Origin of the sequence: Streptomyces sp. WAC07094 (genome assembly GCF_036320405.1) — a bacterium.
In the GTDB taxonomy this organism is placed as follows: Bacteria; Actinomycetota; Actinomycetes; order Streptomycetales; family Streptomycetaceae; genus Streptomyces; species Streptomyces lannensis.
This window is the reverse complement of the sequence record NZ_JAVMJZ010000001.1, coordinates 7,154,614-7,176,506: the sequence shown is the minus strand read 5'-3', so window position 1 is coordinate 7,176,506 and position 21,893 is coordinate 7,154,614. Positions and strand designations below refer to the sequence as shown.

Below are 21,893 nucleotides of genomic sequence, written 5' to 3'. Positions count from 1 at the left end.
GGCCGGCGACGACGGCCACGGGACCCGTGATTGTTGTCCCTTCAACGGAGGGCGATACGGTGGGAGTGTCGTGACCACCACTGAGCACTCCCCCGCCGGCACCTCCCTCACTCCGCTGCGCCGGGCCCGCGAACGGTTCCTGTCCGGGCGCCCACTGCCCGAGGACGTACCGGAGGAAGTTGTCGCCTCATGGCGGCGGGCGCGGTTCTTCGGAGTGCCGCACGACCTCCAGAAGGGCACCGCCGGCCCCCTGCGGCCGACCGGGGCGGCCCTGCTCGGCACCGCCCGCCCCGTGCTGGAGCGGATCGCGCCCGCCCTCGGCAACGGTCGCTGCGTCCTCCTCCTCACCGACGAGCGGCCCCGGGTGCTGTGGAGCGCGGGCAGCGCAGCGGGACCCGAGCAGTGGGCCGACCTTTCGGAGCGGACGGTGGGTCCCAACAGCGCGGCCCTCGCGCTGCGCAGCCGTCGCCGGGCAGAGGTACACGGTCCCGAGCACTTCCTCGACCGCTGGCAGGACGTGTCGGCCGTCAGCGTTCCGGTGACGGCGCCGGAGACGGGGCAGGCGCTCGGCACGGTGACCGTCGTGTCCCCGCTGTGGTCCGGAGCGGGACCGCATCCGGGCGCGGCGCTCGCCGAGGCCGCAGCGGCGGCGGTGGAGGCCGAACTCCTCGCCGGGGCGCGGCGGACCGAACGGGTGCTGCTCGACGCCTATCTGCGGTCCGCACAGGGTCGTGGAGTTGCGGTGGCCGTGCTGGACGGGCGCAATCGCCTGGTCAGCGCGGCGGCCGAGCGGATGCTGTCGCCGCAGGCCCTGGATGCTCTGGAGCGTACGGCGATCGCCGTACGACAGAAGGGCGTTCCCGTCGACCCGGACCTGCCCGCGGAGGCGGGGTGCACCGCCCGGATCACCCCGGTGCGCCATGAGGGAGCGGCCGTCGGCGTCGTGGCGGTAGTGGAGCCGCTGGACGGCGCGGTGGCGTCCCCGCCACGGCGGTCCGTCGCATTGATCGGCTCCTCGGTCCCGTGGCGGCATGCCACCGGTCAGGCCGTCGCCCTGGCCCGCGTCCCCGAGCCGCTGCTGCTGACCGGTGAGCGGGGGACGGGCAAGACGGCGCTGGCCCGGGAACTGCTCGGTGAGCGGTCCGCCCGGGTGGCCGACGCCGCGCAGGACAGCGAACTCGGGCCCGCCCTGGCCGAACTGGCGGCCGGCCGCCCTCTCCTGCTCCGTCACGCCGAGCGGCTGGCCCAGTCCGGCGTCGCCGCCCTCAACTCCCTGCTCGACAAGCACCCCGACGCGCGGCTGCTCATGACCTACACCCCCGGAGCGCCGGCCGGCCCCTGTCTCCAGCGGCTCCTCGACACGCTCGCCGCCCGCTCGGTGACCCTCCCCGCGCTGAGGGAACGCCCCGAGGACATACGGGACCTGCTGCCCGTCCTTGCCCCTCGGCCGGCCCCGGGGCAGCCTCCGCTGACCTGGACACTGGACGCCCTACGGGCGCTGGAGCGGTATCCCTGGCCCGGCAACGTCACCGAACTCGCCCATGTCGTACGGGCCTTGGCCGAGGACCGACGGGCGTCGGGACCGGTCCACCGGGCCGAGCTGCCCGACCCCGTGCGCGAGGGCCCCGCGGCCCGGCCCCTCAGCCCGATGGAGCACGCCGAACGCACCACGATCCTCGAGGCGTTGCGCCGCCACGGCGGCAACAAGGCGCGTACGGCGGCGGCGTTGGGGATCGGCCGGGCGACGCTCTATCGGAAGCTGCGCGGTTACCGAGGCTGAGCGAGGACCGTGGACGTCCCGCGGGTGCAACGTCGTTGCAACGTGCTCCGCGCTGGAATGGGGCCCGTGACGACGGACATGACTCCGCGCGTGGAGCTCACCCCCGCGGCCGCCGAGCTGGTGCGGAAGCTGCGCGAGGTCCACGGACCGCTGATGTTCCACCAGTCCGGCGGCTGCTGCGACGGCAGCGCCCCCATGTGCTATCCCCGCGGCGAGTTCCGCACCGGTGGAGCGGACGTGCTGCTCGCCGAGCTCGACGTCGACGGTGTGGGCGAACCGGTGGGCTTCTGGATGTCCCGCAGCCAGTACGAGGTGTGGAGCCACACCCGGCTGATCGTCGACGTCGTCCCGGGCCGCGGCAGCGGCTTCTCCCTGGAAGCACCCGAAGGAGTGCGTTTTCTCATCCGTTCCCGCGTCGTCGACGCCTGAACACCGCGCGGGACCCCCCGGTCTGGTGCACTTCCCCTGAATCCCGAGAGGTGACGAGACATCAGGGGGAGTTGTGACGCGTCGCGTCGGACGGTTCAGAACAGCACTGACGGTACTCGTGGCATGGAGCGCGCTGACCGGCGCGGCTCTGGTGACGGCCGGTCCGGCCGGTGCCGCGGCCCGGTTCCGGACGGTCGCACCGGGAGTCCGGTACAGCCAGTTCGACATCTCCGCCGCGCACGGGGTGACCCATGCACACCTCGTCACCGTCGACCTGGGCAACCCCCATGTGCGCGTGGGCCTGTTGCACCCCGGCGTCGTCGCGGCGCGGGACGTCGTGTCACACCTCGCCGACGCCCAGCGGGCCGTGGCGGGGATCAACGGCGACTTCTTCAACATCTCCGAGACACAGCACCCTGGGGTCGAGGCCACGGGCTCGGCCGTGGGCCCCGCCGTCGCGAACGGACGTGCGCTGAAGGCCGCCGTGCCGCGCGGCCAGCGCTTCGGTCCCGGTCTGCCTGCCGGTACGACGACAGAGGACGTGCTGGGGGTGGGCACCGACCGCAAGGCCCGCCTGGACCGGCTGTCCCTCACCGGTTCCATGACCACCCCCGAAGAACAGCTGCCCCTGCGCGGGCTCAACCAGTACGCGCTGCCGCAGGGTTCGATCGGGGCGTACACCTCGGACTGGGGCAGCGCGTCCCGGGTGCGGGCGACCTGCGGCACCGACACGAACCGCGGCGCACCGTGCAGCGACGACACCTACGAGGTGACGATCAGGAACGGACGGGTCGTCGCCGCTGCCGACGCGCCCGGCAGGGGTTCCATTCCCCGCGGGACCACGGTGCTGGTCGGCCGTGAGGCGGGGGCCCAGCACCTGCGCAAGCTGTTCGAGGGTGAGCCGGTCCAGGTGCAGCACCGCCTGGTGGCCGCTTCGTCCGGCGTCCCCTTTCTCTTCGCGATCGGCGGGTTCCCCGTGCTGCGGCACGGCACGCCGCTGCCCGGACTCGACGACGAGACGTCCGCGGTGCGTACCGCGGTGGGCATCGCGGACGGCGGCCGGCAACTGCTGCTGCTCGCCACGGACGGCGGGGCCGCCTACCGCAGCGGCCTCACCGTCGCCGAAATCGCCGCGGTCCTGCGGGCATCGGGCGCGACGGACGGCTTCAACCTGGATGGTGGAGGCTCCACGACGCTGGTCACCCGGGCACCGGGCGCACGCACGGTGACGGTGCGCAACCACCCCAGCGGGGGCGCCGAGCGGCCGGTCGCGGACGGGGTCGGGGTCTTCTCCGGCTCGTGAGCGTCAGGGGCGCAGGCTGCCGACGATCTGCGCCGTCGCCGCCAGTCCCTGGTGGATGGTCGGAGCCATGCTCGAGCTCGCCAGGAAGAAGCCCAGTAGCAGGCAGACGATGGCGTGTGTGATCTTCAGCGCGCCGTTGCGCATGTAGATCACCATGATGATCAGGAGCAACAGCACCACAGAGATGGAAATAGCCACCCTCAGCCTCCTCCGCCACGTCATTACGCGGCTTTCGGCCGCAAGTGTGGCGTAGCGGAGGGTCCCTTCGGGCGGCTGACATGTCCCCCGATCGTGTGGTTCTACGGCCGTCGGTGAGAGTCGAGGAACGACTCCAGGCCGGCGAGGTCGTCCGTGTTGAAGTAGTCGGCCCCGGCGTCGAAGAGCGCGCTCCACAACGCGTCCCGGGCCGGTCCCGCGGCGTCGGGTGTCGCCCAGAAGCGCACCTTCTGTCCGCGGCCGTGCGCCCCGGCGAGGATGTCGCGCAGCTTCTGCCGCTCGTCGGCGGGGAACGGACCGTCGCCCGTCCAGCTGAAGTTGAGCGTCCAGTTGTCGCTGATCAGCGGAATGAAGGAGGCGGGGGCGGAGGTGCCGAGGTCGCTGAGACGTCCGTCGTAGAAGGCGCGCCGCACGGTCTGCGCCTCCATCGGGGCGCGGGCCGCCCCGTCACCGGAGACGACCGCGGTGACCGGGCCCGGGTGCACACGACCGTGCGCACAGGTCGTGAACAGGTTCCGATAGCGCCTGAGGTGACGGTCGAGTTCGAGATACGTCGAGGCGCCCTCCGTCTTGATGTCGATCAGGAGCTGCAGCGGTGCCCGCCATCCCCGGTGGACGGAGCCGTGGTTGGACTTCACCAGGGCGGCCAGCGGGTCGAGGTAGAGCGACTCCAGGGTCCGCTCGGGGTCGAGGTCGACGGGGTCGTGGGCGACCAGAAGCTGGTCGCCGACCAGGTAGATGTCGGCCTCGACGCTGCCGAAGCGGTGGTCGAGGGCGTCGAAGAGGGGACGCGGGTGGTCGTAGTCGTTGTGCGCGTGGGCCCGCCACAGCGGACGGGGACCGTGCTTGCCCGCCTCCGCCGACGCATGCGCGGCGGGCAGGACGAGCGAGCCCGCGAGGGCGGCGCCGAGGGTGGTGAGGGCTCTGCGACGGGTGGTGAGGGCCATGCTCTGCCTCCCTTGTAGGGCCTTACCGGACCTCAGGGAGTATGCGGCCCTTCCGCGGTCACCTGCCGCCGCCCCGGCAGGAGTTGGCCGGACCGCCGCCGCTCGTTCACTTCGTCCGGGCGGCGGTCCGGGAGCAGGCCCGCGTCCCCCGGGGCGCGGGCCTGCTCCGTGAAGGGCCTACAACGGCGGCCGCAGGTCGGCCAGTCGGGCCAGTGCCTCGCGATGGGCGCCGGCCGTTCCGTACGCGATCGAATCCGCCTTGGCGCGCTTGAGGTGGAGATGCACCGGGTGCTCCCAGGTCATCCCGATCCCGCCGTGCAACTGGAGGGCCTCCTCGGCCGCGTGGACCGCGACGGGTGCCGCGTAGGCCGCGGCGACCGCGACGGCGACGTCCGTGTCCTCACCGCTCCCGGCGAGCGCGTCGGCGGCGTTCCTGGCGGCGGCCCGCAGGCTCACGATCTCCAGCCACAGCTGGGCGAGGCGGTGCTTGAGCGCCTGGAACCCGCCCACGACCCGGTTGAACTGCTTGCGCTCCTTGAGATGGCGCAGGGTCTCGGTCAGGCACCAGTCGGCGACGCCGAGTTGCTCGGAGGCGAGCAGTCCGGCGCCGGCCCGCAGCGCTCGTCGTACGGCCGCCGGTGCGTCGTTGCTGAGCCTGCGCGCGGGCGCCCGGTCGAACGTGAGGGTGGCGACCGGCCGGGTGAGGTCGAGGGAGGCCTGCGGGGTGACGGTCACGGCGTTCGCGGCCACCGCGTACAGGCCCCCGTCGTCGGCCGGTACCAGCAGCACATCGGCGACGGCCGCGTCCGCGACTGCGGTGACCTGCCCGGACAGGGCACCGCCCTCCTGCCGTACGACACCGAGTTCGCCCTCCGGCCGTGCGGCGAACCCGACGGCGAGCGCGGCCACGGTCCGCCCGGACGCCAGCTCCGTCAGCAGCTTCTCGGCCTCCGCCCCCTCACAGGCGAGCAGGGCCTCGGTGGCCACCACCGCGCTCGTCAGGTAGGGCACCGGAGCCACCGCGCGCCCCAGCTCCTCCAACACGACGGCGGCTTCACGGTGCGTGGCGCCCTGGCCGCCCAGGGACTCCGGCACGAGGAGTCCGGCCAGGCCCATGCTCTCCGTGAGCAGCTTCCACAGCGAGCGGTCGTGCGGAGTGTCCGCCTCGATGCGCGCGAGCACCGACGCCGCGTCGCAGTGATCGGCCAGCAGGTCGCGGACGGCCGAACGCAGCGCCTCTTCCTCGTCCGAGTACAGCAGATCGGTCATCGGGCGAGGTCCTTCCAGGCGACGTCCTTGTCGGTGCGCGGCTCGGGGGGCAGTCCGAGCACCCGCTCGGCGACGATGTTCAGCAGGACCTCGCTGGTCCCGCCCTCGATGCTGTTGCCCTTGGAGCGGAGGTAGCGGTACCCGGCCTCACGGCCGGTGAAGTCCACGAGTTCGGGCCGGCGCATGGTCCAGTCGTCGTACAAAAGGCCCTCCTCGCCGAGGAGTTCCACTTCCAGACCGCTGATCTCCTGGTTGAGACGGGCGAAGGCGAGCTTCATCCCGGAGCCCTCGGGGCCGGGCTGGCCGGCGGCGAGCTGCTGCCGCAGCCGCTCGCCGGTGAGCCGGGCGACCTCGGCCTCCACCCAGAGCCGCAGCAACCGCTGGTGCAGGTCGTGGGTGCGCAGTTCGGGGCGCTCGCGCCAAATCTTCGCGACCGGGCCGATCATGCCTCCCTCGCGCGGAATGCGCATGCCGCCGATGGAGACTCGCTCGTTCATCAGCGTGGTCTGTGCGACACGCCAGCCGTCTCCGACGTCCCCGAGGCGCCGGGTGTCGGGGATGCGGACGTCGGCGAGGAAGACCTCGTTGAACTCGGCCTCGCCGGTGATCTGCCGCAACGGCCGGACCTCGACACCGGGGTCGGTCATGTCGCAGATGAAGTAGGTGATGCCCTGGTGCTTGGGCACGTCCGGGTCGGTACGGGCGATGAGGATGGCCCAGCGGGCGAGATGGGCGCTGGAGGTCCACACCTTCTGCCCGTTGACCCGCCACCCCTCGCCGTCCCGTACGGCCCGGGTGCCGAGCGCGGCGAGGTCGGATCCGGCGCCGGGTTCGCTGAACAGCTGGCACCACACCTCCTCGCCCGTCCACAGCGGCCTGAGGTACTGCCGCTTCTGCTCCTCGGTGCCGTAGCGGAGGATCGTCGGCGCGGCCATGCCCAGACCGATACCGATACGACGGGGGTCGTTGTCGGGCGCGCCCGCGGCCTCCAGTTCGGAGTCCACCACGGCCTGGAGCGAGCGCGGCGCGCCGAGGCCGCCGAGCCCTTCCGGGTAGTGCACCCAGGCGAGCCCCGCGTCGAAGCGGGCCCTGAGGAAGTCCAGGCGGCCCGTGTCGGCGGGCGGGTGCGACGCCAGCAACTCCCGGGTGCGGTCCCGCAGTTCGGCTGCGTCGGTCATGCGGAGGCTCCGTTCCCCGGTACGACCGCGACCCGGCCGGTGGTCACGCCGTCGGCGACGCGCTGGACGGCGGCCGCCGCCCCGCTCAACGGCACCCGCTCGCTGACGAGGGGCTTGATGGCGCCACGAGCGGCCAGTGCGGTGAGCTGCTCGTGGCAGTGCTGCACCAGCTTGGGGTTCTTGGTGTTGTACAGGCCCCAGTGCAGCCCGAGGATCGAGTAGTTCTTGACCAGGGCGTGGTTGAGCGCCGGGCTGGGGATGGACCCGCCGGCGAAACCCACGACGACGATCCGCCCCTCGAAGGCGACGACCTTCGTGGACTGCGTGTACGCGTCGCCCCCGACCGGGTCGTAGACGACGTCCACGCCCCGGCCCCCGGTGGCCTCCTTGACGGCCGCGACGACGTCCTGCGCGTGCCGGTCGATGACCACGTCGCAGCCCAGTTCCCGGGCGACGGCGGCCTTCCCGGCTCCGCCGACGACACCGATGACGGTGGCGCCGGCCGCCTTCCCGAGCTGTACGGCCGCGCTGCCGACCCCTCCCGCCGCAGCGTGCACGAGCAGCGTCTCGCCGGCTTCCAGACCGGCGCGCCGGTGCAGGCCGAACCAGCCCGTCTGATAGCCGATGTGCAGCGCCGCGGCCTCGGCGTCGTCGAGCGCGTCGGGTGCGGGCAGCACGGCCGCGGCGTCGGCGACGGCGTACTCGGCGAAACCGCCGAACGGCAGTACGGGGTTGGCGATCACCCGCCGACCGTCCTCGGTCTCTCCGCAGATCTCCACGCCGGGAGTGAACGGCAGCGGTGGCCTGACCTGGTACTGACCCCGGCACAGCAGTGCGTCCGGGAAGTTGATGTTCGCGGCGCGCACCGTGAGCAGGATCTGGCCGTCGCCCGGCGTGGGCCGGTCCACCTCCTGGAGCCGCATCACCTCGCTCGGCTCGCCGTTCTCGTGCACCTGCCATGCCTGCATGCGGGGCCTCCAGCTTGTCTTGTCCGCCTCCGGAGGGCCTCGGCCGGTGAAAGGGACCGATCGGGGCCGATCGCATACTAAGCGGTCGCTTGCCGATCGGGGAACCATCGGGTGCTCACGGGCGGCGGGCGCCGGACGTCACGAGCGCCGGGGCCGCGCCCGTACGTGCATCCGCTCCCCCTGCGGACCGAACAGGCTCAGGAACTCCACCGGACCCTCCCCCGTCGAGCCGAACCAGTGCGGGACCCGCGTGTCGAACTCGGCCGCCTCCCCTGCGGCGAGCACGACGTCGTGCTCACCCAGGACCAGCCGCAGCCGCCCCGACAGCACGTAAAGCCACTCGTAGCCCTCGTGCGTCCGCGGATCCGGTTCGGGACGCCGCTTGGGCTCGAGCACCTTGAAGGCCTGCAGGCCGCCGGGCTGGCGGGTGAGCGGCCAGTGGGTGCGGCCATGGCGCACGATCGGCTCGGATCGCACCCTCGGGTCCCCCACCGGCGGGGCGCCGACCAGCTCGTCCAACGGCACCTGGTGGGCCTGCGCGATCGGCAGCAGCAGCTCGAGGCTGGGTTTGCGCAGCCCCGACTCCAGCCGCGAGAGAGTGCTCACGGAGATGCCGGTCGCCTCGGACAGCCCCGCGAGCGTCACCTCCCGCTCCTTCCGGATCCGCCGCAGCCGGGGACCCACCTCCGCGAGAACCTCGTCCGTACTCATGACAGGTATTGCAGTTCCGGCAAACTTGTTTGTCAATCCTGCGCCGTCCGGGCGACCGTCTCCGCGGAGGTGGTCACCATGACCGAGAAGTACGAAGTGATCGTCGTCGGCGGCGGTACGGCCGGACTGTCCGCGGCCCTGGTCCTGGGTCGGGCGCGGCGCCGCACGCTCGTCGTCGACGCGGGCGAGCCGCGCAACGCGCCCGCGGCCCATATGCACGGATATCTCTCGCGCGACGGCATGCCGCCCGCCGAGTTCCTCGCCGTGGGCCGCGAGGAGATCGCCCGCTACGGCGTGGGGCTCCGGCGCGGCCGGGTGGTCGACGCCGTCCGGGACACGCACGGGGAGTTCGAGGTGACGCTCGCGGAAGGGCCGGTCCTGCACGCCCGGCGGCTGGTGGTGGCGACCGGCCTGAAGGACGAGCTGCCCACGGTTCCCGGTGTCGCCGAGCGCTTCGGGGACGATGTGCTGCACTGCCCGTACTGCCACGGCTGGGAGGTGCGCGACCAGGCCTTCGGGGTGCTCGCCTCGACACCGATGAGCGTGCACCAGGCCCTGATGGTCTCCCAGTGGTCGAAGGACGTGACCCTGTTCCTGCACACCGTCGCCGAGGACGAGATCGCCACCGAGGACCTGCGCCGGCTTGCGGCGGCCGGCGTCACGGTGGTTCCGGGCGAGGTGGCTGAGCTGGTGGTGGACGACGACCGGCTCACCGGCGTCCGGCTCGCGGACGGCACCGCCCACGACCGCTCGGTGCTGTTCGTTGCGCCCCGCCCCGTTCCGCAGATCGGCCTGTTCGAGCGCCTCGGTGCCGAGCTGAACGAGACCCCGTTCGGCACCTACCCGGTGGTCGACGAGCGGGGGCAGACCACCGTGCCCGGCCTGTGGGCGGCGGGCAACGCCGGCGGTTTCGCGGAGCAGGTCGTGAACGCGGCCAGCCGCGGCTACCGGGCCGGTGCCGCCATCAACGGCGAGCTGCTGATGACCGACCTGGACGCGATCGCGCGGGTGTAGACCCGGCGCCCGCGGTGCACCATGACTGCATGCTGCTGAGCCGGCTCGCACAGGTGTCCAGGGAGGTCGCCGCCACATCGGCGCGATCACGGAAGATCGCGCTGCTGGGCGAGCTGTTCCGGGCTGCCGACGCGGACGACGTGCCGATCGTCATTCCGTATCTGGCCGGGCGCCTGCCGCAGGGCCGGCTCGGCATCGGGTGGAAACTGCTCGCTCAGTCCGTTCCGCCCGCCCCCGGGCCGACGCTCACCGTGCGCGACGTCGACGAACGGCTGACCGGGATCGGGGCGGCGACCGGAACAGGGTCGCAGGCCGCGCGCAGGCGGCTGGTGGGCGAGCTGCTGGCGGCGGCCACCGAGGACGAGCAGCGGTTCCTCGTCGGACTGCTCACCGGCGAGGTACGCCAGGGCGCCCTGGACGCCCTCGCCGCCGAGGGCCTGGCCGAAGCGACCGGGGCCGTCCCGTCGGACGTGCGCAGGGCGGTCATGCTGGCCGGATCGCTGCAGACGGTGGCGCAGGCCCTGCTCGCCGACGGCCCGGAGGCACTCGACCGGTTCCGGCTCACGGTGGGCCGCCCGGTGCTGCCGATGCTCGCGCGGACGGCGTCGTCGGTCGCGGAAGCGGTCGCGAAGCTGGGCGCCTGCGCGGTCGAGGAGAAACTCGACGGCATCCGCGTCCAGGTCCACCGCGACGGCGACGAAGTACGCGTCCACACCCGCACGCTCGACGACATCACCGACCGGCTGCCCGAGGTGACCTCGGCCGCCCTGGAGCTTGCGGGCGAACGGTTCGTCCTCGACGGCGAGGTCATCGCCCTGGACGAGAAGGGGCGCCCGCGCTCGTTCCAGCAGACCGCCGGACGCGTAGGGTCGCGGGTGGACGTGGCGGCGGCCGCGGCCGCCGTACCCGTCTCCCCCGTGTTCTTCGACGTCCTGTCGGTGGACGACCGGGATCTGCTGGACCTGCCCTTCGCCCGACGCCACGCCGAGCTGGCCCGGCTCGTCCCGGAGCCGATGCGGGTGCGGCGCACGCTGGTGGACGGGCCGCAGGACGTCGCCGCCGCGGAGGACTTCCTCGCCCGGACGCTGGGCCGCGGCCACGAAGGAGTGGTGGTCAAGGCACTCGACGCGCCCTACAGCGCGGGCCGGCGCGGCGCCTCCTGGCTGAAGGTCAAGCCCGTCCACACCCTGGACCTGGTGGTACTGGCCGCCGAGTGGGGCCATGGCCGCCGTACCGGCAAGCTCTCCAACCTCCACCTCGGTGCACGCAACCCGGACGGCTCCTTCGCCATGCTGGGCAAGACGTTCAAGGGCATGACGGACGCGATGCTCGCCTGGCAGACCGGGCGGCTGCGGGAACTGGCCGTGGACGACAACGGCTGGGTGGTGACCGTACGCCCCGAACTGGTAGTCGAGATCGCCTACGACGGACTGCAGCGGTCGACGCGCTACCCCGCGGGCGTGACCCTGCGGTTCGCCCGGGTGGTGCGCTACCGCGAGGACAAGCGGCCCGAGGAGGCCGACACGGTCGAGACCGTGCTGGCCTCCCACCCGGAGGCGGCCCCGTGAGCGCCCGGGCGAGGCACAGCGCCGGACTCCTACTCTTCCGGCGCACCGAGCACGGCCCGGAGGTACTGCTCGGCCATATGGGCGGCCCGTTCTTCGCCCGCCGTGACGCGGGGGCGTGGACCCTGCCCAAGGGCGAGTACGAGCCCGGCGAACCCTCGTGGGACGCCGCCCGTCGCGAGTTCCAGGAGGAACTGGGACTGCCGCCGCCCGACGGGCAGGCCCTTCCGCTCGGCGAGGTGCGGCAGGCGGGCGGCAAGACCGTGACGGCATGGGCTCTCGAGGCGGACCTCGACCCGGCGACGGTCGTGCCGGGCACCTTCACCATGGAGTGGCCGCCGAGGTCGGGGCAGCTGAAGGAGTTCCCCGAACTGGACCGCGTGGAGTGGTTCGGCCTCGACCGGGCCCGGGATCTGATCGTGAAGGCCCAGGCGGCGTTTCTCGACCGGCTCGTGGAGCACTCGGGCTGAGTGCGCAGTACGCGTTGCGGTGGCCGCCGTCGCGCGGGAAGGTCGGAACAAAGCCTGTTCTCAGGAGGTCAGCCATGCCCATCGCCACCGTGAACCCGGCGACCGGCGAGACGCTCAAGACGTACGACGCCCTCGGCGAGGAGGAGATCGAGCGCAGGCTCGCCATCGCCGATGCCGCCTACCGCAGTCACCGTACGACGACGTTCGCCGAACGCGCGCTGCGCATGAACAGGGCGGCCGACCTGCTCGACGAGGACCAGCAGGACATCGCGCGGGTGATGACCACCGAGATGGGCAAGCCGATCAAACAGGCCCGTGCCGAGGCCGCCAAGTGCGCCAAGGCGATGCGCTGGTACGCCGAGCACGCGGAGGGGCTGCTCGCCGACGAGGAACCGGCGGAGCGGGACGTGAAGGACTCGGGTGCCTCCTGGGCGCTCGTGCGCTACCGGCCGCTGGGCCCGGTGCTCGCCGTGATGCCGTGGAACTTCCCCATGTGGCAGGTGGTCCGGTTCGCGGCGCCCGCACTGATGGCGGGCAACGTCGGACTGCTCAAGCACGCCTCGAACGTCCCGCAGACCGCGCTCTACCTCGAGGACCTGCTGCGCCGGGCCGGCTTCGCCGAAGGCTGTTTCCAGACCCTGCTCATCGGCTCGGGCGCCGTCGAGCGGGTGTTGCGCGACCCGCGGGTCAAGGCCGCGACCCTCACCGGCAGCGAGCCGGCGGGCCGCTCCGTCGCCGCGATCGCCGGGGACGAGGTCAAGAAGACGGTCCTTGAGCTGGGCGGCAGCGACCCGTTCATCGTCATGCCCTCGGCGGAGCTCGACCGCGCCGCCGAGGTCGCGGTGACGGCACGGGTGCAGAACAACGGGCAGTCGTGCATCGCGGCCAAACGGTTCATCGTGCACACGGACGTGTTCGACGCGTTCGCCGAGCGGTTCGCGGCCGGCATGGCGGCGCTGAAGGTCGGCGACCCGATGGAGGAGGAGACGGACATCGGGCCGCTCTCCACCGAACAGGGCCGCGCGGACCTGGAGGAACTCGTCGAGGACGCGGTCGGGGCGGGCGCCCAGGTGTTGTGCGGCGGTGAGCGCCCGGACCGGCCGGGCTGGTTCTACCCGCCGACGGTCCTCGCCGGCATCACCCCCCGGATGCGCATCCACCAGGAGGAGGCGTTCGGCCCGGTCGCCACGCTGTACCGGGTCGCGGACCTCGACGAGGCCGTGGCGGTGGCGAACGACACGCCGTTCGGACTGAGTTCCAACGTCTGGACGCACAACGGCGTCGAACTCGACCGTTTTGTACAGGATCTCGAGGCGGGCGGCGTGTACGTCAACGGGATGACGGCATCCCATCCCGCGTTCCCCTTCGGCGGGGTCAAGCGCTCCGGGTACGGCAGGGAGCTGTCCGAGCACGGAATCCGAGAGTTCTGCAACATCACCACGGTATGGCACGGAGCGTGAGGGTTCCGCGGTTACGATCCCCTCTGTGAACCGCGAAGTGACCCTCCCTCTGATCGTCGACGACCACGGCACGTTGCAGGTGGCAGCCGCCGACGTCAGCAAGCTGCTGCGTACGCTCGGCGGCCGGTGGGTGCGCCTGGTCGAGGCCGGCGAGGAGGGGCTGGACGAGGACACGGTGGCGACGCTGACCATCGAACTCGCGAAGTTGGCGGACCGGATCGACGTGGCCTGCATCGCGCACAGTTCACGCCGCTAGGAACACCGGAGCGGCGGCCGTGGCGCCGGTTGCCCGCGCGGTCCCGCACTTCGTCCGGAGACCGGCTCTCACCTGCCACCATCACACAAAGTAGTCGTTCGCTCACTCTGTGTTTGTCGCTGAAGTGGAGTAGGCCGACGAGATATCCCCGGGCCACCGGGTGATCGTGGGTGGGCACCCGCAGACGGGTGCCCACCCCTTCCGCCGGGGGAGCCAAGTCCCCCGCCAAGGCGAAAGAAGGCGCGCTCCATGGCGACTCTGTGCAGACCTGCGGTCTCCGTTCCGGAATATGTGATCACGATGGAGGAGACGCTCGAACTCGCGCGTACCCGCCACCCCGACCACCCCCAACTCCCGCTGGCACTGCGACTGATCGAGAACACCGGGGTCCGCACCCGGCACATCGTGCAGCCCATCGAGGAGACGCTGAAGCACCCCGGGTTCGAAGAGCGCAACAACCTTTACGAGGCCGAGGCGAAAGCCCGTGTGCCCGCGGTCGTCCAGCAGGCCCTGGACGACGCCGAACTGCTCACCCGGGACATCGACGTGATCATCTACGTGTCGTGCACCGGCTTCATGATGCCCTCGCTGACCGCGTGGTTGATCAACTCGATGGACTTCGAGACCGACACCCGGCAGATACCCATAGCCCAGTTGGGCTGTGCCGCCGGCGGCGCGGCCATCAACCGGGCGCACGACTTCTGCACGGCGTACCCCGACGCCAACGCGCTGATCGTGGCCTGCGAGTTCTGCTCGCTGTGCTACCAGCCCACCGATCTGGGCGTCGGCTCGCTGCTGTCCAACGGCCTGTTCGGTGACGGCATCGCGGCGGCGGTCGTACGCGGCAAGGGCGGCACCGGCATCAAACTGGAGCGCAACGGCTCGTACCTGATCCCCAAGACGGAGGAGTGGATCGCGTACGACGTCCGGGCCACCGGATTCCACTTCCTGCTGGACAAACGGGTTCCCACCACGATGGAACCGCTCGCCCCGGCCCTCAAGGAACTGGCGCGACAGCACGGCTGGGACGCCTCCGACCTGGACTTCTACATCGTCCATGCGGGCGGCCCGCGCATCCTGGACGACCTGTGCAGGTTTCTGCAGGTGCCGCCCCATGCCTTCCGGTTCAGCAGGGCCACGCTCACCGAGTACGGCAACATCGCGAGCGCGGTCGTCCTGGACGCCCTGCGCCGGCTGTTCGAGGCGGGCGGCGCCGAGCACTCGGCCCGCGGTCTGCTGGCGGGCTTCGGACCGGGCATCACCGCGGAGATGGCGCTGGGCCGCTGGCACATCCCGGCCAACGGGTCCAACGGGTCCAAGTGAGACGACCACCGACACGGACAGTGAGGCGGCGCGAGATGACCGAAGAGACGATCAACGGCACCCTGCCGCCGGTCCGCTCCTGGCCCGCCGCCGAACCGACCGGTGTCGACTTCGACCCGGCGCCGGCCGGGCTGATGCACAAAGGCCCGGTCACCCGGTTCGAACTGCCCCAGGATGAGGGCCGGAACTGCCTCACGACGGGCTACGACGACGCGCGTACGGTCGTGAACGGCCCCCGCTTCGGCCGCGAGTCGGTGGCGGGACGGCAACCCGCCGGGTCCCCCGCCCACTTCGCGCCGCGGCCCGGCGCCGTCGTGCGGTGAGCCGCTCATGACGACGACCGAAGGAATGGCGGCGACCGAGGGCACGGGTGCCGGCGACGGGGCCAGGGCGAGCGAAGGGCTGCTCGTGCCGCCGGGCCACGGACGCGTGGTGCGCACACCGGCCCAGCACGTGACATTCAAGGTGACGGGCTCGCACTCGCGCACGGCGTCCACGTTCGAGGTGATCGTGCCGCCGGGGTTCGACGTCGGCGCACATGTGCACACACGCAGCGAGGAGCTGTTCTACGTCCTCGAAGGCGAGCTGGACGTGCTCGCCTTCGAACCGCGCGTGCGGACCCCCGACCACTGGCAGAAGTGGGAGTCCCGCTCGGGCACCCGGGTGGTGCGGGCGACCCCGGGCACGATCATCGTCGTACCGCCGGGGTGCCCGCACGCCTTCGCGAACCCCACGGAGACCCCGGCGAAGATGTTCTTCCAGGCCTCCCCGCCGCCCGATCACGAACGGTACTTCGAGGAGCTGCTGGAGATCCTGGGGCAGGAAGGACCACCGGACCACGAGGCGATCGAGGAGCTGCGCAGGCGGTACGACATCGAGCAGCTGACACCGCTCAGGCACCGTTGACTATCGGATCGGCAGCCCCGAGAGGGTGCGCGCGATCACCAGTCGCTGGATCTCGCTCGTGCCTTCGAAGATCGTGTAGATGCCTGCGTCGCGGTGCATCCGCTCGACCGGGTACTCGCGCGTGTAGCCGTTGCCGCCGAGGATCTGGATCGCCTGGGCGGTGACCTTCTTGGCCGTCTCGCTCGCGAACAGCTTCGACATGGAACCCTCGGCCGCCGTGAACGGCCTGCCGTTGATCGCCATCCACGAGGCCCGCCACACCAGCAGCCGCGCCGCGTCGATCTGCGTGCGCATGTCGGCGAGCTGGAAGGCCACGCCCTGGTTGTCGATGATCGGCCGCCCGAACTGCTCGCGTGTCTTCGCGTAGTCCAGCGCCACCTCGTAGGCCGCCCGGGCGGTGCCCACGGCCATCGCGCCCACGGCGGGACGGGACGCCTCGAACGTGGCCATGGCGGCGTTCTTCACCCGCTCGCCGCCCGCCTTCGCCCTCTCCCGGGCCCTGGCGAGCCGCTCGTCCAGCTTCTCCTTGCCACCGAGCAGGCAGGAGCCGGGGACACGCACGTTGTCGAGGATCACCTCGGCGGTGTGCGAGGCGCGAATGCCGTGCTTCTTGAACTTCTGGCCCTGGGCGAGGCCCGGCGTGTTCGGCGGGACGATGAAGGACGCGTGGCCCTTGGAGCCCAGCCCGGGGTCGACGACCGCGACGACGACGTGGACATTGGCGATCCCGCCGTTGGTCGCCCAGGTCTTTGTGCCGTTGATCACCCACTCGTCCTTGGCCTCGTCGTACACGGCGCGTGTACGCATGGACCCGACGTCGGAGCCGGCGTCGGGCTCCGAGGAGCAGAAGGCTGCCACCTTGACGTCGTTCGGGTCGCCGTACATCTGGGGGATCCAGGTGCCGATCTGCTCCTCGGTGCCGTTGGCGAGGACGCCGACGGCGGCGAGGCCGGTGCCGACGATGGACAGGGCGATGCCCGCGTCACCCCAGAACAGCTCCTCCATCGCCACGGGGATGCCGAGGCCGGTGGGGTCGAAGTACTGCTGGGCGTAGAAGTCGAGGGAGTAGATGCCGACCTTCGAGGCCTCCTGGATGACCGGCCAGGGAGTCTCCTCACGCTCGTCCCATTCGGCGGCCGCGGGGCGGATCACATCGGCCGCGAAGCCGTGCAGCCAGTCCCGGACCTCCTTCTGTTCGTCGTTGAGCTCCATGGTGAACTCGGCCATGTCCCCTCCAGCGCTGCGCTAAGCTGTTACTTGCGGTAACCGCAGTCTGTTACTCACCAGTAGGAAAGTCAACTCCCCGGCCGGAGCCGAAGGTCTTCGGCGGGTGGTCGGCAGCTCGTTCGATACCGACCTGCCTTTCAGTGTTAGTTTGCGCAGGCGTCACCGATACAGCACGGGTGGGGAGAGATCATGGAGACCACGCAGCGGGCCGATCAGCAGCGGTCCGCCGACCGCCGACGGCGCGAGCTGCTGGAGGCCGCCGACCGGGTGGTGCTGCGCGACGGCCCAGGGGCCTCGATGAACGCCATCGCCGCCGAAGCAGGCATCACCAAGCCGATCCTCTACCGCCATTTCGGCGACAAGGGCGGACTGTACGCCGCTCTCGCCAAACGCCACACGGACGCGCTCCTCGACTCGCTGCGGGCGGCACTGGACGCCCCGGCCGAGCGAAGGGAGCGGGTCGAGGCCACGCTGGACACGTATCTCGCGGCGATCGAGGCCCGTCCGCAGGTCTATCGCTTCCTGATGCATCCGGCGGAGGGCGGTACGCCGAGCGACCAGGGCTTCGACACGCGGCACTCCATCCCGGTACTGCGCCGGATGGGTGAGGAGCTGGCCGTGTTCATCGAGGAGCGGCTGGACCTCGGGCCGGGCAGCCACCAGCTCGCTCGGGTCTGGGGACACGGCATCGTCGGGATGATGCACGCGGCCGGCGACTGGTGGCTCGGCGAGCGGCCCTGCTCCCGGGCCGAGTTGGTACGTAGCCTGGCGGACCTGCTGTGGGGCCGGCTGGCCGCCGCCGGGGACCGCGTGGGCGGCCCGGGGTTCTGAGCGGGCGCCCGGCGGCGGCTCTGCCGGGGCCGGGCGCACCCGCGCGAGGGCGATCGGCACGGACCGGCGCCGCTAACGGGTCCCGGCGGCGGCCCGGCCGCCCCAGGACGCCCTGGCCGCCTGCCGCATCACCCGGCGCTGCCTGCGGCCGTCGAGCCGGTCGACGTACAGGCCTCCGTCCAGGTGGTCGCACTCGTGCTGAAGGCACCGGGCGAACCACCCGGTGCCGTGCACCGTGAGCGGCTCGCCGTCCACCGTGAACCCCTCCACGACCGCATGGTCGTACCGCTCCGTACCCGCTTCGAGGCCGGGCAGCGAAAGACATCCCTCGGGGCCGCGCAGCACCACTCCGTCGGCCTCGACCAGCCGCGGGTTCACCACGTGCCCCAGATGGCGGACGTCCTCGTCGTCGGGGCAGTCGTACACGAACACCCGCAGCGGCTCACCGATCTGGTTCGCCGCCAGCCCCACTCCCTGCGCGGCGTACATCGTGGCGAACATGTCCTCGACGAGCCGGGCCAGTTCGGGGCCGAAGCCGGTGACCGGCTCACAGGGGTTGCGCAGCACCGGGTCACCGAGCAGGGTGACGGGCCTCACGCGCCCTCGGGCGCCCGGGATCGAGCCATGTCGCATGGCGGCAAGGGTACGGTCCTCAAGGCAGCGCGAACGTCGGCGTGGTGCCACGATTCGGGTGCGTGAACGGATCTCGATAGGCTGAGGTCCACACGTTGCCGGGACAGGGCGCGGCGCCGTATGCAAGGAGGATCGAGAACTGATGGCAGGCAACTCGGACCCGCTGACGCCGCGGGCCAAGCTCGCCGTGACCGCGGGCAAGGCGGTCGCTGCGGCATCCCGCGCCGCCGGACGCGGAAGCGGATCGGTGATCGGCGGCCGAGTCGCGCTCAAACTCGACCCCGACCTGCTCGCCCGACTGGCCCAGAACCTGGACGTGATCCTGGTCTCGGCCACGAACGGCAAGACCACGACCACCCGGCTGATCGCCGAGGCGCTGGGCGCCGCGGGCCCGGTCGTGTCCAACGCGCTGGGCGCCAACATGCCCGCGGGCATCACCTCGGCGCTGGCCGGCGGCTCGGACGCCAAGTTCGGCGTGATCGAGGTCGACGAGAAGTACCTCGCCGGCGTCGCCCGGGACACCGACCCGAAGTGCATCGCGCTGCTCAACCTCTCCCGCGACCAGCTCGACCGCGCCGCGGAGACCCGCATGCTCGCGGAGAACTGGCGCGAGGGCCTTGCCGGTTCCAAGGCCGTCGTGGTCGCCAACGCGGACGACCCGCTGGTCGTCTGGGCCGCCTCCTCCTCGCCCAACGTGGTCTGGGTCGCCGCCGGGCAGATGTGGAAGGACGACGCCTGGTCCTGCCCCTCCTGCGGCGGTGTGATGCAGCGCCCCGGCGACGACTGGTACTGCGGCGAGTGCGGATTCCGCCGGCCGACCCCGTCCTGGGCGCTGTCCGGCGACCACGTCCTCGACCCGCACGGTTCCGCCTGGCCGATCCACCTCCAGCTGCCGGGCCGGGCCAACAAGGCCAACGCCGCGAGTTCGGCCGCGGTGGCCGCCGTCTTCGGCGTGCCCCCGCAGGTCGCCCTGGAGCGCATGTACCAGGTCCAGGCGGTGGCCGGGCGCTACGACGTCGTCCAGTTCCAGAGCCGCGACCTGCGCCTGCTGCTCGCGAAGAACCCGGCCGGCTGGCTGGAGACCTTCTCGCTCATCGACCCGCCGCCGACCCCGGTGATCCTCTCGGTGAACGCCCGCGGCGCGGACGGCACCGACACCTCCTGGCTGTGGGACGTCGACTACACGCGGCTGACCGGCCACCCGATCTTCGTCATCGGCGACCGCAAGCTGGACCTCGCCGTGCGCCTGGAGGTCGCGAACCAGTCCTTCCAGGTCTGCGAGAACCTCGACCAGGCCGTCCAGCAGGCACCGCCCGGCCGGATCGAGGTCATCGCGAACTACACGGCCTTCCAGGACCTGCGCCGCCGCGTCGGCAACTGACCACTAAGGACGATCTTCGATGAGTGACAACAGCCTGCGTCTGGTGTGGATCTACCCGGACCTGCTCAGCACCTACGGCGACCAGGGCAACGCCCTCGTCGTGGAGCGCCGGGCCCGTCAGCGCCGACTCGACGTGGCACGCCTGGACGTACGCAGCGACCAGCCCATCCCCACCTCCGGCGACATCTATCTGATCGGTGGCGGTGAGGACCGTCCGCAGCGGCTCGCGGCGGAGCGGCTGCGCCGCGACGGCGGCCTGTACCGGGCCGTCGAGAACGGTGCGATCGTCTTCTCGGTCTGCGCGGGCTACCAGATCCTCGGCCACGAGTTCGTCAACGATCTCGGACAGCGTGAACCGGGTCTCGGCCTGCTCGACGTGGTGTCGGTGCGCGGCGAGGGCGAGCGGTGTGTCGGCGACGTGCTCGCGGACATCGACCCGCGCCTCGGCCTGCCCCAGCTCACCGGCTTCGAGAACCACCAGGGCGTCACCCACCTCGGTCCCACCGCCCGCCCCCTGGCGCAGGTGCGGCTCGGCCGGGGCAACGGCACGGGCGACGGCACGGAGGGCGCGTACAACGACACGGTCTTCGGCACGTACATGCACGGCCCCGTCCTCGCCCGCAACCCGCTGATCGCGGACATGCTGCTGAAACTGGCGCTCGACGTGAACGCGCTGCCGCCGGTCGACGACCGCTGGTACGAGGCCCTGCGCACCGAGCGCATCGCGTCGGCCGAGCAGCCTGCCTAGGCCCTGTCCCGCCGGCCCGGAAACGGTTCTTCGGCGCCCGCCCGAGGGCGTGCGCACCGGCCGGGCCGACGGGCGGGACCGGCCCGTCTGACGGTCTGTCCGCACAGCTGAGCGGGCGCGTCCAGCAGGCGGACGCACGGTGCGGCGCCGCCCCCCTCCGCCGGTAGGCTGGCAGGGATCGAACCGGACAGCGTGGTCCGGTCCCCGGCCCACGTGGAGAAGGTATTTCGGGCTATGCGCATTGGTGTCCTCACCTCCGGCGGTGACTGCCCCGGCCTGAACGCCGTCATCCGGTCCGTCGTGCACCGCGCCGTCGTCGACCACGGCGACGAGGTCATCGGCTTCCGCGACGGCTGGAGGGGCCTCCTGGAGTGCGACTACCTCAAGCTCGACCTCGACGCGGTGAGCGGCATCCTGGCTCGCGGCGGCACCATCCTCGGCTCCTCCCGGGTCCGCCCCGAGCATCTGCGGGACGGTGTGGAGCGGGCCAGGGGCCATGTCGAGGAACTCGGTCTCGACGCCATCATCCCGATCGGCGGTGAGGGCACCCTCAAGGCGGCCCGGCTGCTGTCGGACAACGGTCTGCCGATCGTCGGCGTGCCCAAGACCATCGACAACGACATCGCCGTCACGGACGTCACCTTCGGCTTCGACACGGCCGTAGGCGTGGCGACCGACGCCCTCGACCGGCTGAAGACCACCGCCGAGTCCCACCAGCGGGTACTGATCGTCGAGGTCATGGGCCGGCACACCGGCTGGATCGCGCTGCACTCGGGCATGGCGGCCGGCGCCCACGCGATCGTCGTTCCGGAGCGCCCCTTCGACATCGAGGAGTTGGCCGCGCGGGTGGGTGAGCGGTTCGACGCAGGCAAGCGGTTCGCGATCGTGGTGGCCGCCGAGGGCGCCAAGCCGAAGCCGGGCACCATGGTCTTCGACGAGGGCGGCAAGGACGTCTACGGTCACGAGCGCTTCGCCGGTATCGCGCGCCAGCTCTCCGTGGAGCTGGAGGAGCGGCTCGGCAAGGAGGCCCGTCCCGTCATCCTCGGGCACGTCCAGCGCGGCGGCACGCCGACGGCCTACGACCGCGTGCTCGCCACCCGGTTCGGCTGGCACGCTGTCGAGGCGGTGCACCGCGGCGAGTTCGGAAAGATGACCGCGCTGCGCGGCACGGACATCCTGATGGTGTCGCTCGCCGAGGCCGTGGAGACGCTGAAGACGGTGCCGTCCGAGCGCTACGCCGAGGCCGAGACCGTCCTGTAGGCACCGCCCGGTCCCAGC

23 protein-coding genes are annotated in these 21,893 nt (G+C 71.7%); 15 read left to right on the top strand and 8 right to left on the bottom strand.

Annotated elements, in window-relative coordinates; genetic code table 11:
• Positions 1-70 precede the first annotated feature (70 nt).
• The 3 genes from RCR19_RS32015 to RCR19_RS32005 all read left to right on the top strand — a co-directional run bounded on the left by RCR19_RS32015 (position 71) and on the right by RCR19_RS32005 (position 3,512).
• Positions 71-1,780 (top strand): helix-turn-helix domain-containing protein, encoded by a 1,710-nt coding sequence (locus tag RCR19_RS32015; RefSeq protein WP_331268268.1) that lies wholly within the window; start codon positions 71-73, stop codon positions 1,778-1,780.
• A 57-nt stretch (positions 1,781-1,837) separates the two neighbouring features.
• On the top strand, positions 1,838-2,209 hold the full coding sequence (locus RCR19_RS32010; RefSeq protein WP_331269611.1) for a DUF779 domain-containing protein: 372 nt from the start codon (positions 1,838-1,840) through the stop codon (positions 2,207-2,209).
• 73 nt (positions 2,210-2,282) lie between these two features.
• Complete coding sequence (locus RCR19_RS32005) at positions 2,283-3,512, top strand: phosphodiester glycosidase family protein (protein ID WP_331268267.1); 1,230 nt, start codon at positions 2,283-2,285, stop codon at positions 3,510-3,512.
• Positions 3,513-3,515: 3 nt separating this feature from the next.
• On the opposite strand, the gene RCR19_RS32000 is transcribed toward RCR19_RS32005, so the two are convergent.
• The 6 genes from RCR19_RS32000 to RCR19_RS31975 form a co-directional block, all read right to left on the bottom strand.
• Positions 3,516-3,710, bottom strand: coding sequence for a hypothetical protein (locus RCR19_RS32000; RefSeq protein WP_059126747.1), 195 nt, complete (start codon positions 3,708-3,710; stop codon positions 3,516-3,518).
• A gap of 101 nt (positions 3,711-3,811) precedes the next feature.
• Positions 3,812-4,675 carry a phosphatidylinositol-specific phospholipase C/glycerophosphodiester phosphodiesterase family protein gene (locus RCR19_RS31995; RefSeq protein ID WP_331268266.1) on the bottom strand — a complete coding sequence of 288 codons (864 nt, stop codon included), beginning with the start codon at positions 4,673-4,675 and terminating at the stop codon, positions 3,812-3,814.
• Positions 4,676-4,852: 177 nt separating this feature from the next.
• Positions 4,853-5,944, bottom strand: coding sequence for an acyl-CoA dehydrogenase family protein (locus RCR19_RS31990; RefSeq protein ID WP_331268265.1), 1,092 nt, complete (start codon positions 5,942-5,944; stop codon positions 4,853-4,855).
• Complete coding sequence (locus RCR19_RS31985) at positions 5,941-7,122, bottom strand: acyl-CoA dehydrogenase family protein (protein WP_331268264.1); 1,182 nt, start codon at positions 7,120-7,122, stop codon at positions 5,941-5,943. Before RCR19_RS31985 ends, RCR19_RS31990 begins: the two co-directional genes overlap by 4 nt.
• Positions 7,119-8,090: an NADPH:quinone oxidoreductase family protein gene (locus RCR19_RS31980; protein ID WP_331268263.1), complete on the bottom strand. Its 972-nt coding sequence runs from the start codon at positions 8,088-8,090 to the stop codon at positions 7,119-7,121. Before RCR19_RS31980 ends, RCR19_RS31985 begins: the two co-directional genes overlap by 4 nt.
• A 138-nt stretch (positions 8,091-8,228) precedes the next feature.
• Positions 8,229-8,801 carry an XRE family transcriptional regulator gene (locus RCR19_RS31975; RefSeq protein ID WP_331268262.1) on the bottom strand — a complete coding sequence of 191 codons (573 nt, stop codon included), beginning with the start codon at positions 8,799-8,801 and terminating at the stop codon, positions 8,229-8,231.
• A gap of 78 nt (positions 8,802-8,879) precedes the next feature.
• Between RCR19_RS31975 and RCR19_RS31970 the strand changes: the two genes are divergently transcribed.
• The 8 genes from RCR19_RS31970 (at position 8,880) to RCR19_RS31935 (ending at position 15,795) form a co-directional block, all read left to right on the top strand.
• Positions 8,880-9,815: an NAD(P)/FAD-dependent oxidoreductase gene (locus RCR19_RS31970; protein WP_331268261.1), complete on the top strand. Its 936-nt coding sequence runs from the start codon at positions 8,880-8,882 to the stop codon at positions 9,813-9,815.
• Positions 9,816-9,844: 29 nt separating this feature from the next.
• A complete protein-coding gene (locus tag RCR19_RS31965; RefSeq protein ID WP_331268260.1) occupies positions 9,845-11,383 on the top strand; it encodes an ATP-dependent DNA ligase in 1,539 nt (512 codons plus the stop codon).
• The gene (locus tag RCR19_RS31960; RefSeq protein WP_331268259.1) at positions 11,380-11,850 is read left to right on the top strand and encodes an NUDIX domain-containing protein; all 471 of its coding nucleotides are present in this window, start codon (positions 11,380-11,382) and stop codon (positions 11,848-11,850) included. Before RCR19_RS31965 ends, RCR19_RS31960 begins: the two co-directional genes overlap by 4 nt.
• 74 nt (positions 11,851-11,924) lie before the next feature.
• Entirely contained in the window at positions 11,925-13,310 is a 1,386-nt protein-coding gene (locus tag RCR19_RS31955; RefSeq protein ID WP_331268258.1) for an NADP-dependent succinic semialdehyde dehydrogenase, read from the top strand.
• A 25-nt stretch (positions 13,311-13,335) separates the two neighbouring features.
• On the top strand, positions 13,336-13,566 hold the full coding sequence (locus RCR19_RS31950; protein WP_059126737.1) for a DUF6213 family protein: 231 nt from the start codon (positions 13,336-13,338) through the stop codon (positions 13,564-13,566).
• A 144-nt stretch (positions 13,567-13,710) separates the two neighbouring features.
• The gene (locus tag RCR19_RS31945) at positions 13,711-14,889 is read left to right on the top strand and encodes a type III polyketide synthase (protein ID WP_331269610.1); all 1,179 of its coding nucleotides are present in this window, start codon (positions 13,711-13,713) and stop codon (positions 14,887-14,889) included.
• A gap of 35 nt (positions 14,890-14,924) precedes the next feature.
• A complete protein-coding gene (locus tag RCR19_RS31940; RefSeq protein WP_331268257.1) occupies positions 14,925-15,212 on the top strand; it encodes a hypothetical protein in 288 nt (95 codons plus the stop codon).
• Positions 15,213-15,237: 25 nt separating this feature from the next.
• Entirely contained in the window at positions 15,238-15,795 is a 558-nt protein-coding gene (locus RCR19_RS31935; RefSeq protein WP_331269609.1) for a cupin domain-containing protein, read from the top strand.
• Here RCR19_RS31935 and RCR19_RS31930 read toward each other — a convergent pair whose 3' ends face one another.
• Positions 15,796-17,022 carry an acyl-CoA dehydrogenase family protein gene (locus RCR19_RS31930; RefSeq protein WP_331268256.1) on the bottom strand — a complete coding sequence of 409 codons (1,227 nt, stop codon included), beginning with the start codon at positions 17,020-17,022 and terminating at the stop codon, positions 15,796-15,798. It abuts the gene before it with no gap.
• Between the two features lie 189 nt (positions 17,023-17,211).
• Here RCR19_RS31930 and RCR19_RS31925 point away from each other — a divergent pair, with 189 nt between their 5' ends.
• Positions 17,212-17,853 (top strand): TetR family transcriptional regulator, encoded by a 642-nt coding sequence (locus tag RCR19_RS31925; protein WP_331268255.1) that lies wholly within the window; start codon positions 17,212-17,214, stop codon positions 17,851-17,853.
• 72 nt (positions 17,854-17,925) lie between these two features.
• On the opposite strand, the gene def is transcribed toward RCR19_RS31925, so the two are convergent.
• Complete coding sequence (def, locus tag RCR19_RS31920; protein WP_331268254.1) at positions 17,926-18,486, bottom strand: peptide deformylase; 561 nt, start codon at positions 18,484-18,486, stop codon at positions 17,926-17,928.
• Between the two features lie 142 nt (positions 18,487-18,628).
• On the opposite strand from def, the gene RCR19_RS31915 reads away from it, so the two are divergent.
• The 3 genes from RCR19_RS31915 to RCR19_RS31905 all read left to right on the top strand — a co-directional run bounded on the left by RCR19_RS31915 (position 18,629) and on the right by RCR19_RS31905 (position 21,875).
• Complete coding sequence (locus tag RCR19_RS31915) at positions 18,629-19,867, top strand: MurT ligase domain-containing protein (protein ID WP_331268253.1); 1,239 nt, start codon at positions 18,629-18,631, stop codon at positions 19,865-19,867.
• 19 nt (positions 19,868-19,886) lie between these two features.
• Positions 19,887-20,615: a glutamine amidotransferase gene (locus RCR19_RS31910; protein ID WP_059126729.1), complete on the top strand. Its 729-nt coding sequence runs from the start codon at positions 19,887-19,889 to the stop codon at positions 20,613-20,615.
• A 234-nt stretch (positions 20,616-20,849) separates the two neighbouring features.
• The gene (locus tag RCR19_RS31905) at positions 20,850-21,875 is read left to right on the top strand and encodes a 6-phosphofructokinase (RefSeq protein ID WP_331268252.1); all 1,026 of its coding nucleotides are present in this window, start codon (positions 20,850-20,852) and stop codon (positions 21,873-21,875) included.
• The last annotated feature ends 18 nt before the right edge of the window (positions 21,876-21,893 follow it).

Bases quoted from the DNA above. Each gene is read 5' to 3' on its own strand.
- RCR19_RS32010 (WP_331269611.1), top strand. From the start codon at position 1,838: ATGGGGCCCGTGACGACGGACATGACTCCGCGCGTGGAGCTCACCCCC.
- RCR19_RS31995 (WP_331268266.1), bottom strand. From the start codon at position 4,675: ATGGCCCTCACCACCCGTCGCAGAGCCCTCACCACCCTCGGCGCCGCC.
- RCR19_RS31990 (WP_331268265.1), bottom strand. From the start codon at position 5,944: ATGACCGATCTGCTGTACTCGGACGAGGAAGAGGCGCTGCGTTCGGCC.
- RCR19_RS31985 (WP_331268264.1), bottom strand. From the start codon at position 7,122: ATGACCGACGCAGCCGAACTGCGGGACCGCACCCGGGAGTTGCTGGCG.
- RCR19_RS31980 (WP_331268263.1), bottom strand. From the start codon at position 8,090: ATGCAGGCATGGCAGGTGCACGAGAACGGCGAGCCGAGCGAGGTGATG.
- RCR19_RS31975 (WP_331268262.1), bottom strand. From the start codon at position 8,801: ATGAGTACGGACGAGGTTCTCGCGGAGGTGGGTCCCCGGCTGCGGCGG.
- RCR19_RS31970 (WP_331268261.1), top strand. From the start codon at position 8,880: ATGACCGAGAAGTACGAAGTGATCGTCGTCGGCGGCGGTACGGCCGGA.
- RCR19_RS31965 (WP_331268260.1), top strand. From the start codon at position 9,845: ATGCTGCTGAGCCGGCTCGCACAGGTGTCCAGGGAGGTCGCCGCCACA.
- RCR19_RS31955 (WP_331268258.1), top strand. From the start codon at position 11,925: ATGCCCATCGCCACCGTGAACCCGGCGACCGGCGAGACGCTCAAGACG.
- RCR19_RS31940 (WP_331268257.1), top strand. From the start codon at position 14,925: ATGACCGAAGAGACGATCAACGGCACCCTGCCGCCGGTCCGCTCCTGG.
- RCR19_RS31935 (WP_331269609.1), top strand. From the start codon at position 15,238: ATGGCGGCGACCGAGGGCACGGGTGCCGGCGACGGGGCCAGGGCGAGC.
- RCR19_RS31930 (WP_331268256.1), bottom strand. From the start codon at position 17,022: ATGGCCGAGTTCACCATGGAGCTCAACGACGAACAGAAGGAGGTCCGG.
- RCR19_RS31925 (WP_331268255.1), top strand. From the start codon at position 17,212: ATGGAGACCACGCAGCGGGCCGATCAGCAGCGGTCCGCCGACCGCCGA.
- def (WP_331268254.1), bottom strand. From the start codon at position 18,486: ATGCGACATGGCTCGATCCCGGGCGCCCGAGGGCGCGTGAGGCCCGTC.
- RCR19_RS31915 (WP_331268253.1), top strand. From the start codon at position 18,629: ATGGCAGGCAACTCGGACCCGCTGACGCCGCGGGCCAAGCTCGCCGTG.
- RCR19_RS31910 (WP_059126729.1), top strand. From the start codon at position 19,887: ATGAGTGACAACAGCCTGCGTCTGGTGTGGATCTACCCGGACCTGCTC.
- RCR19_RS31905 (WP_331268252.1), top strand. From the start codon at position 20,850: ATGCGCATTGGTGTCCTCACCTCCGGCGGTGACTGCCCCGGCCTGAAC.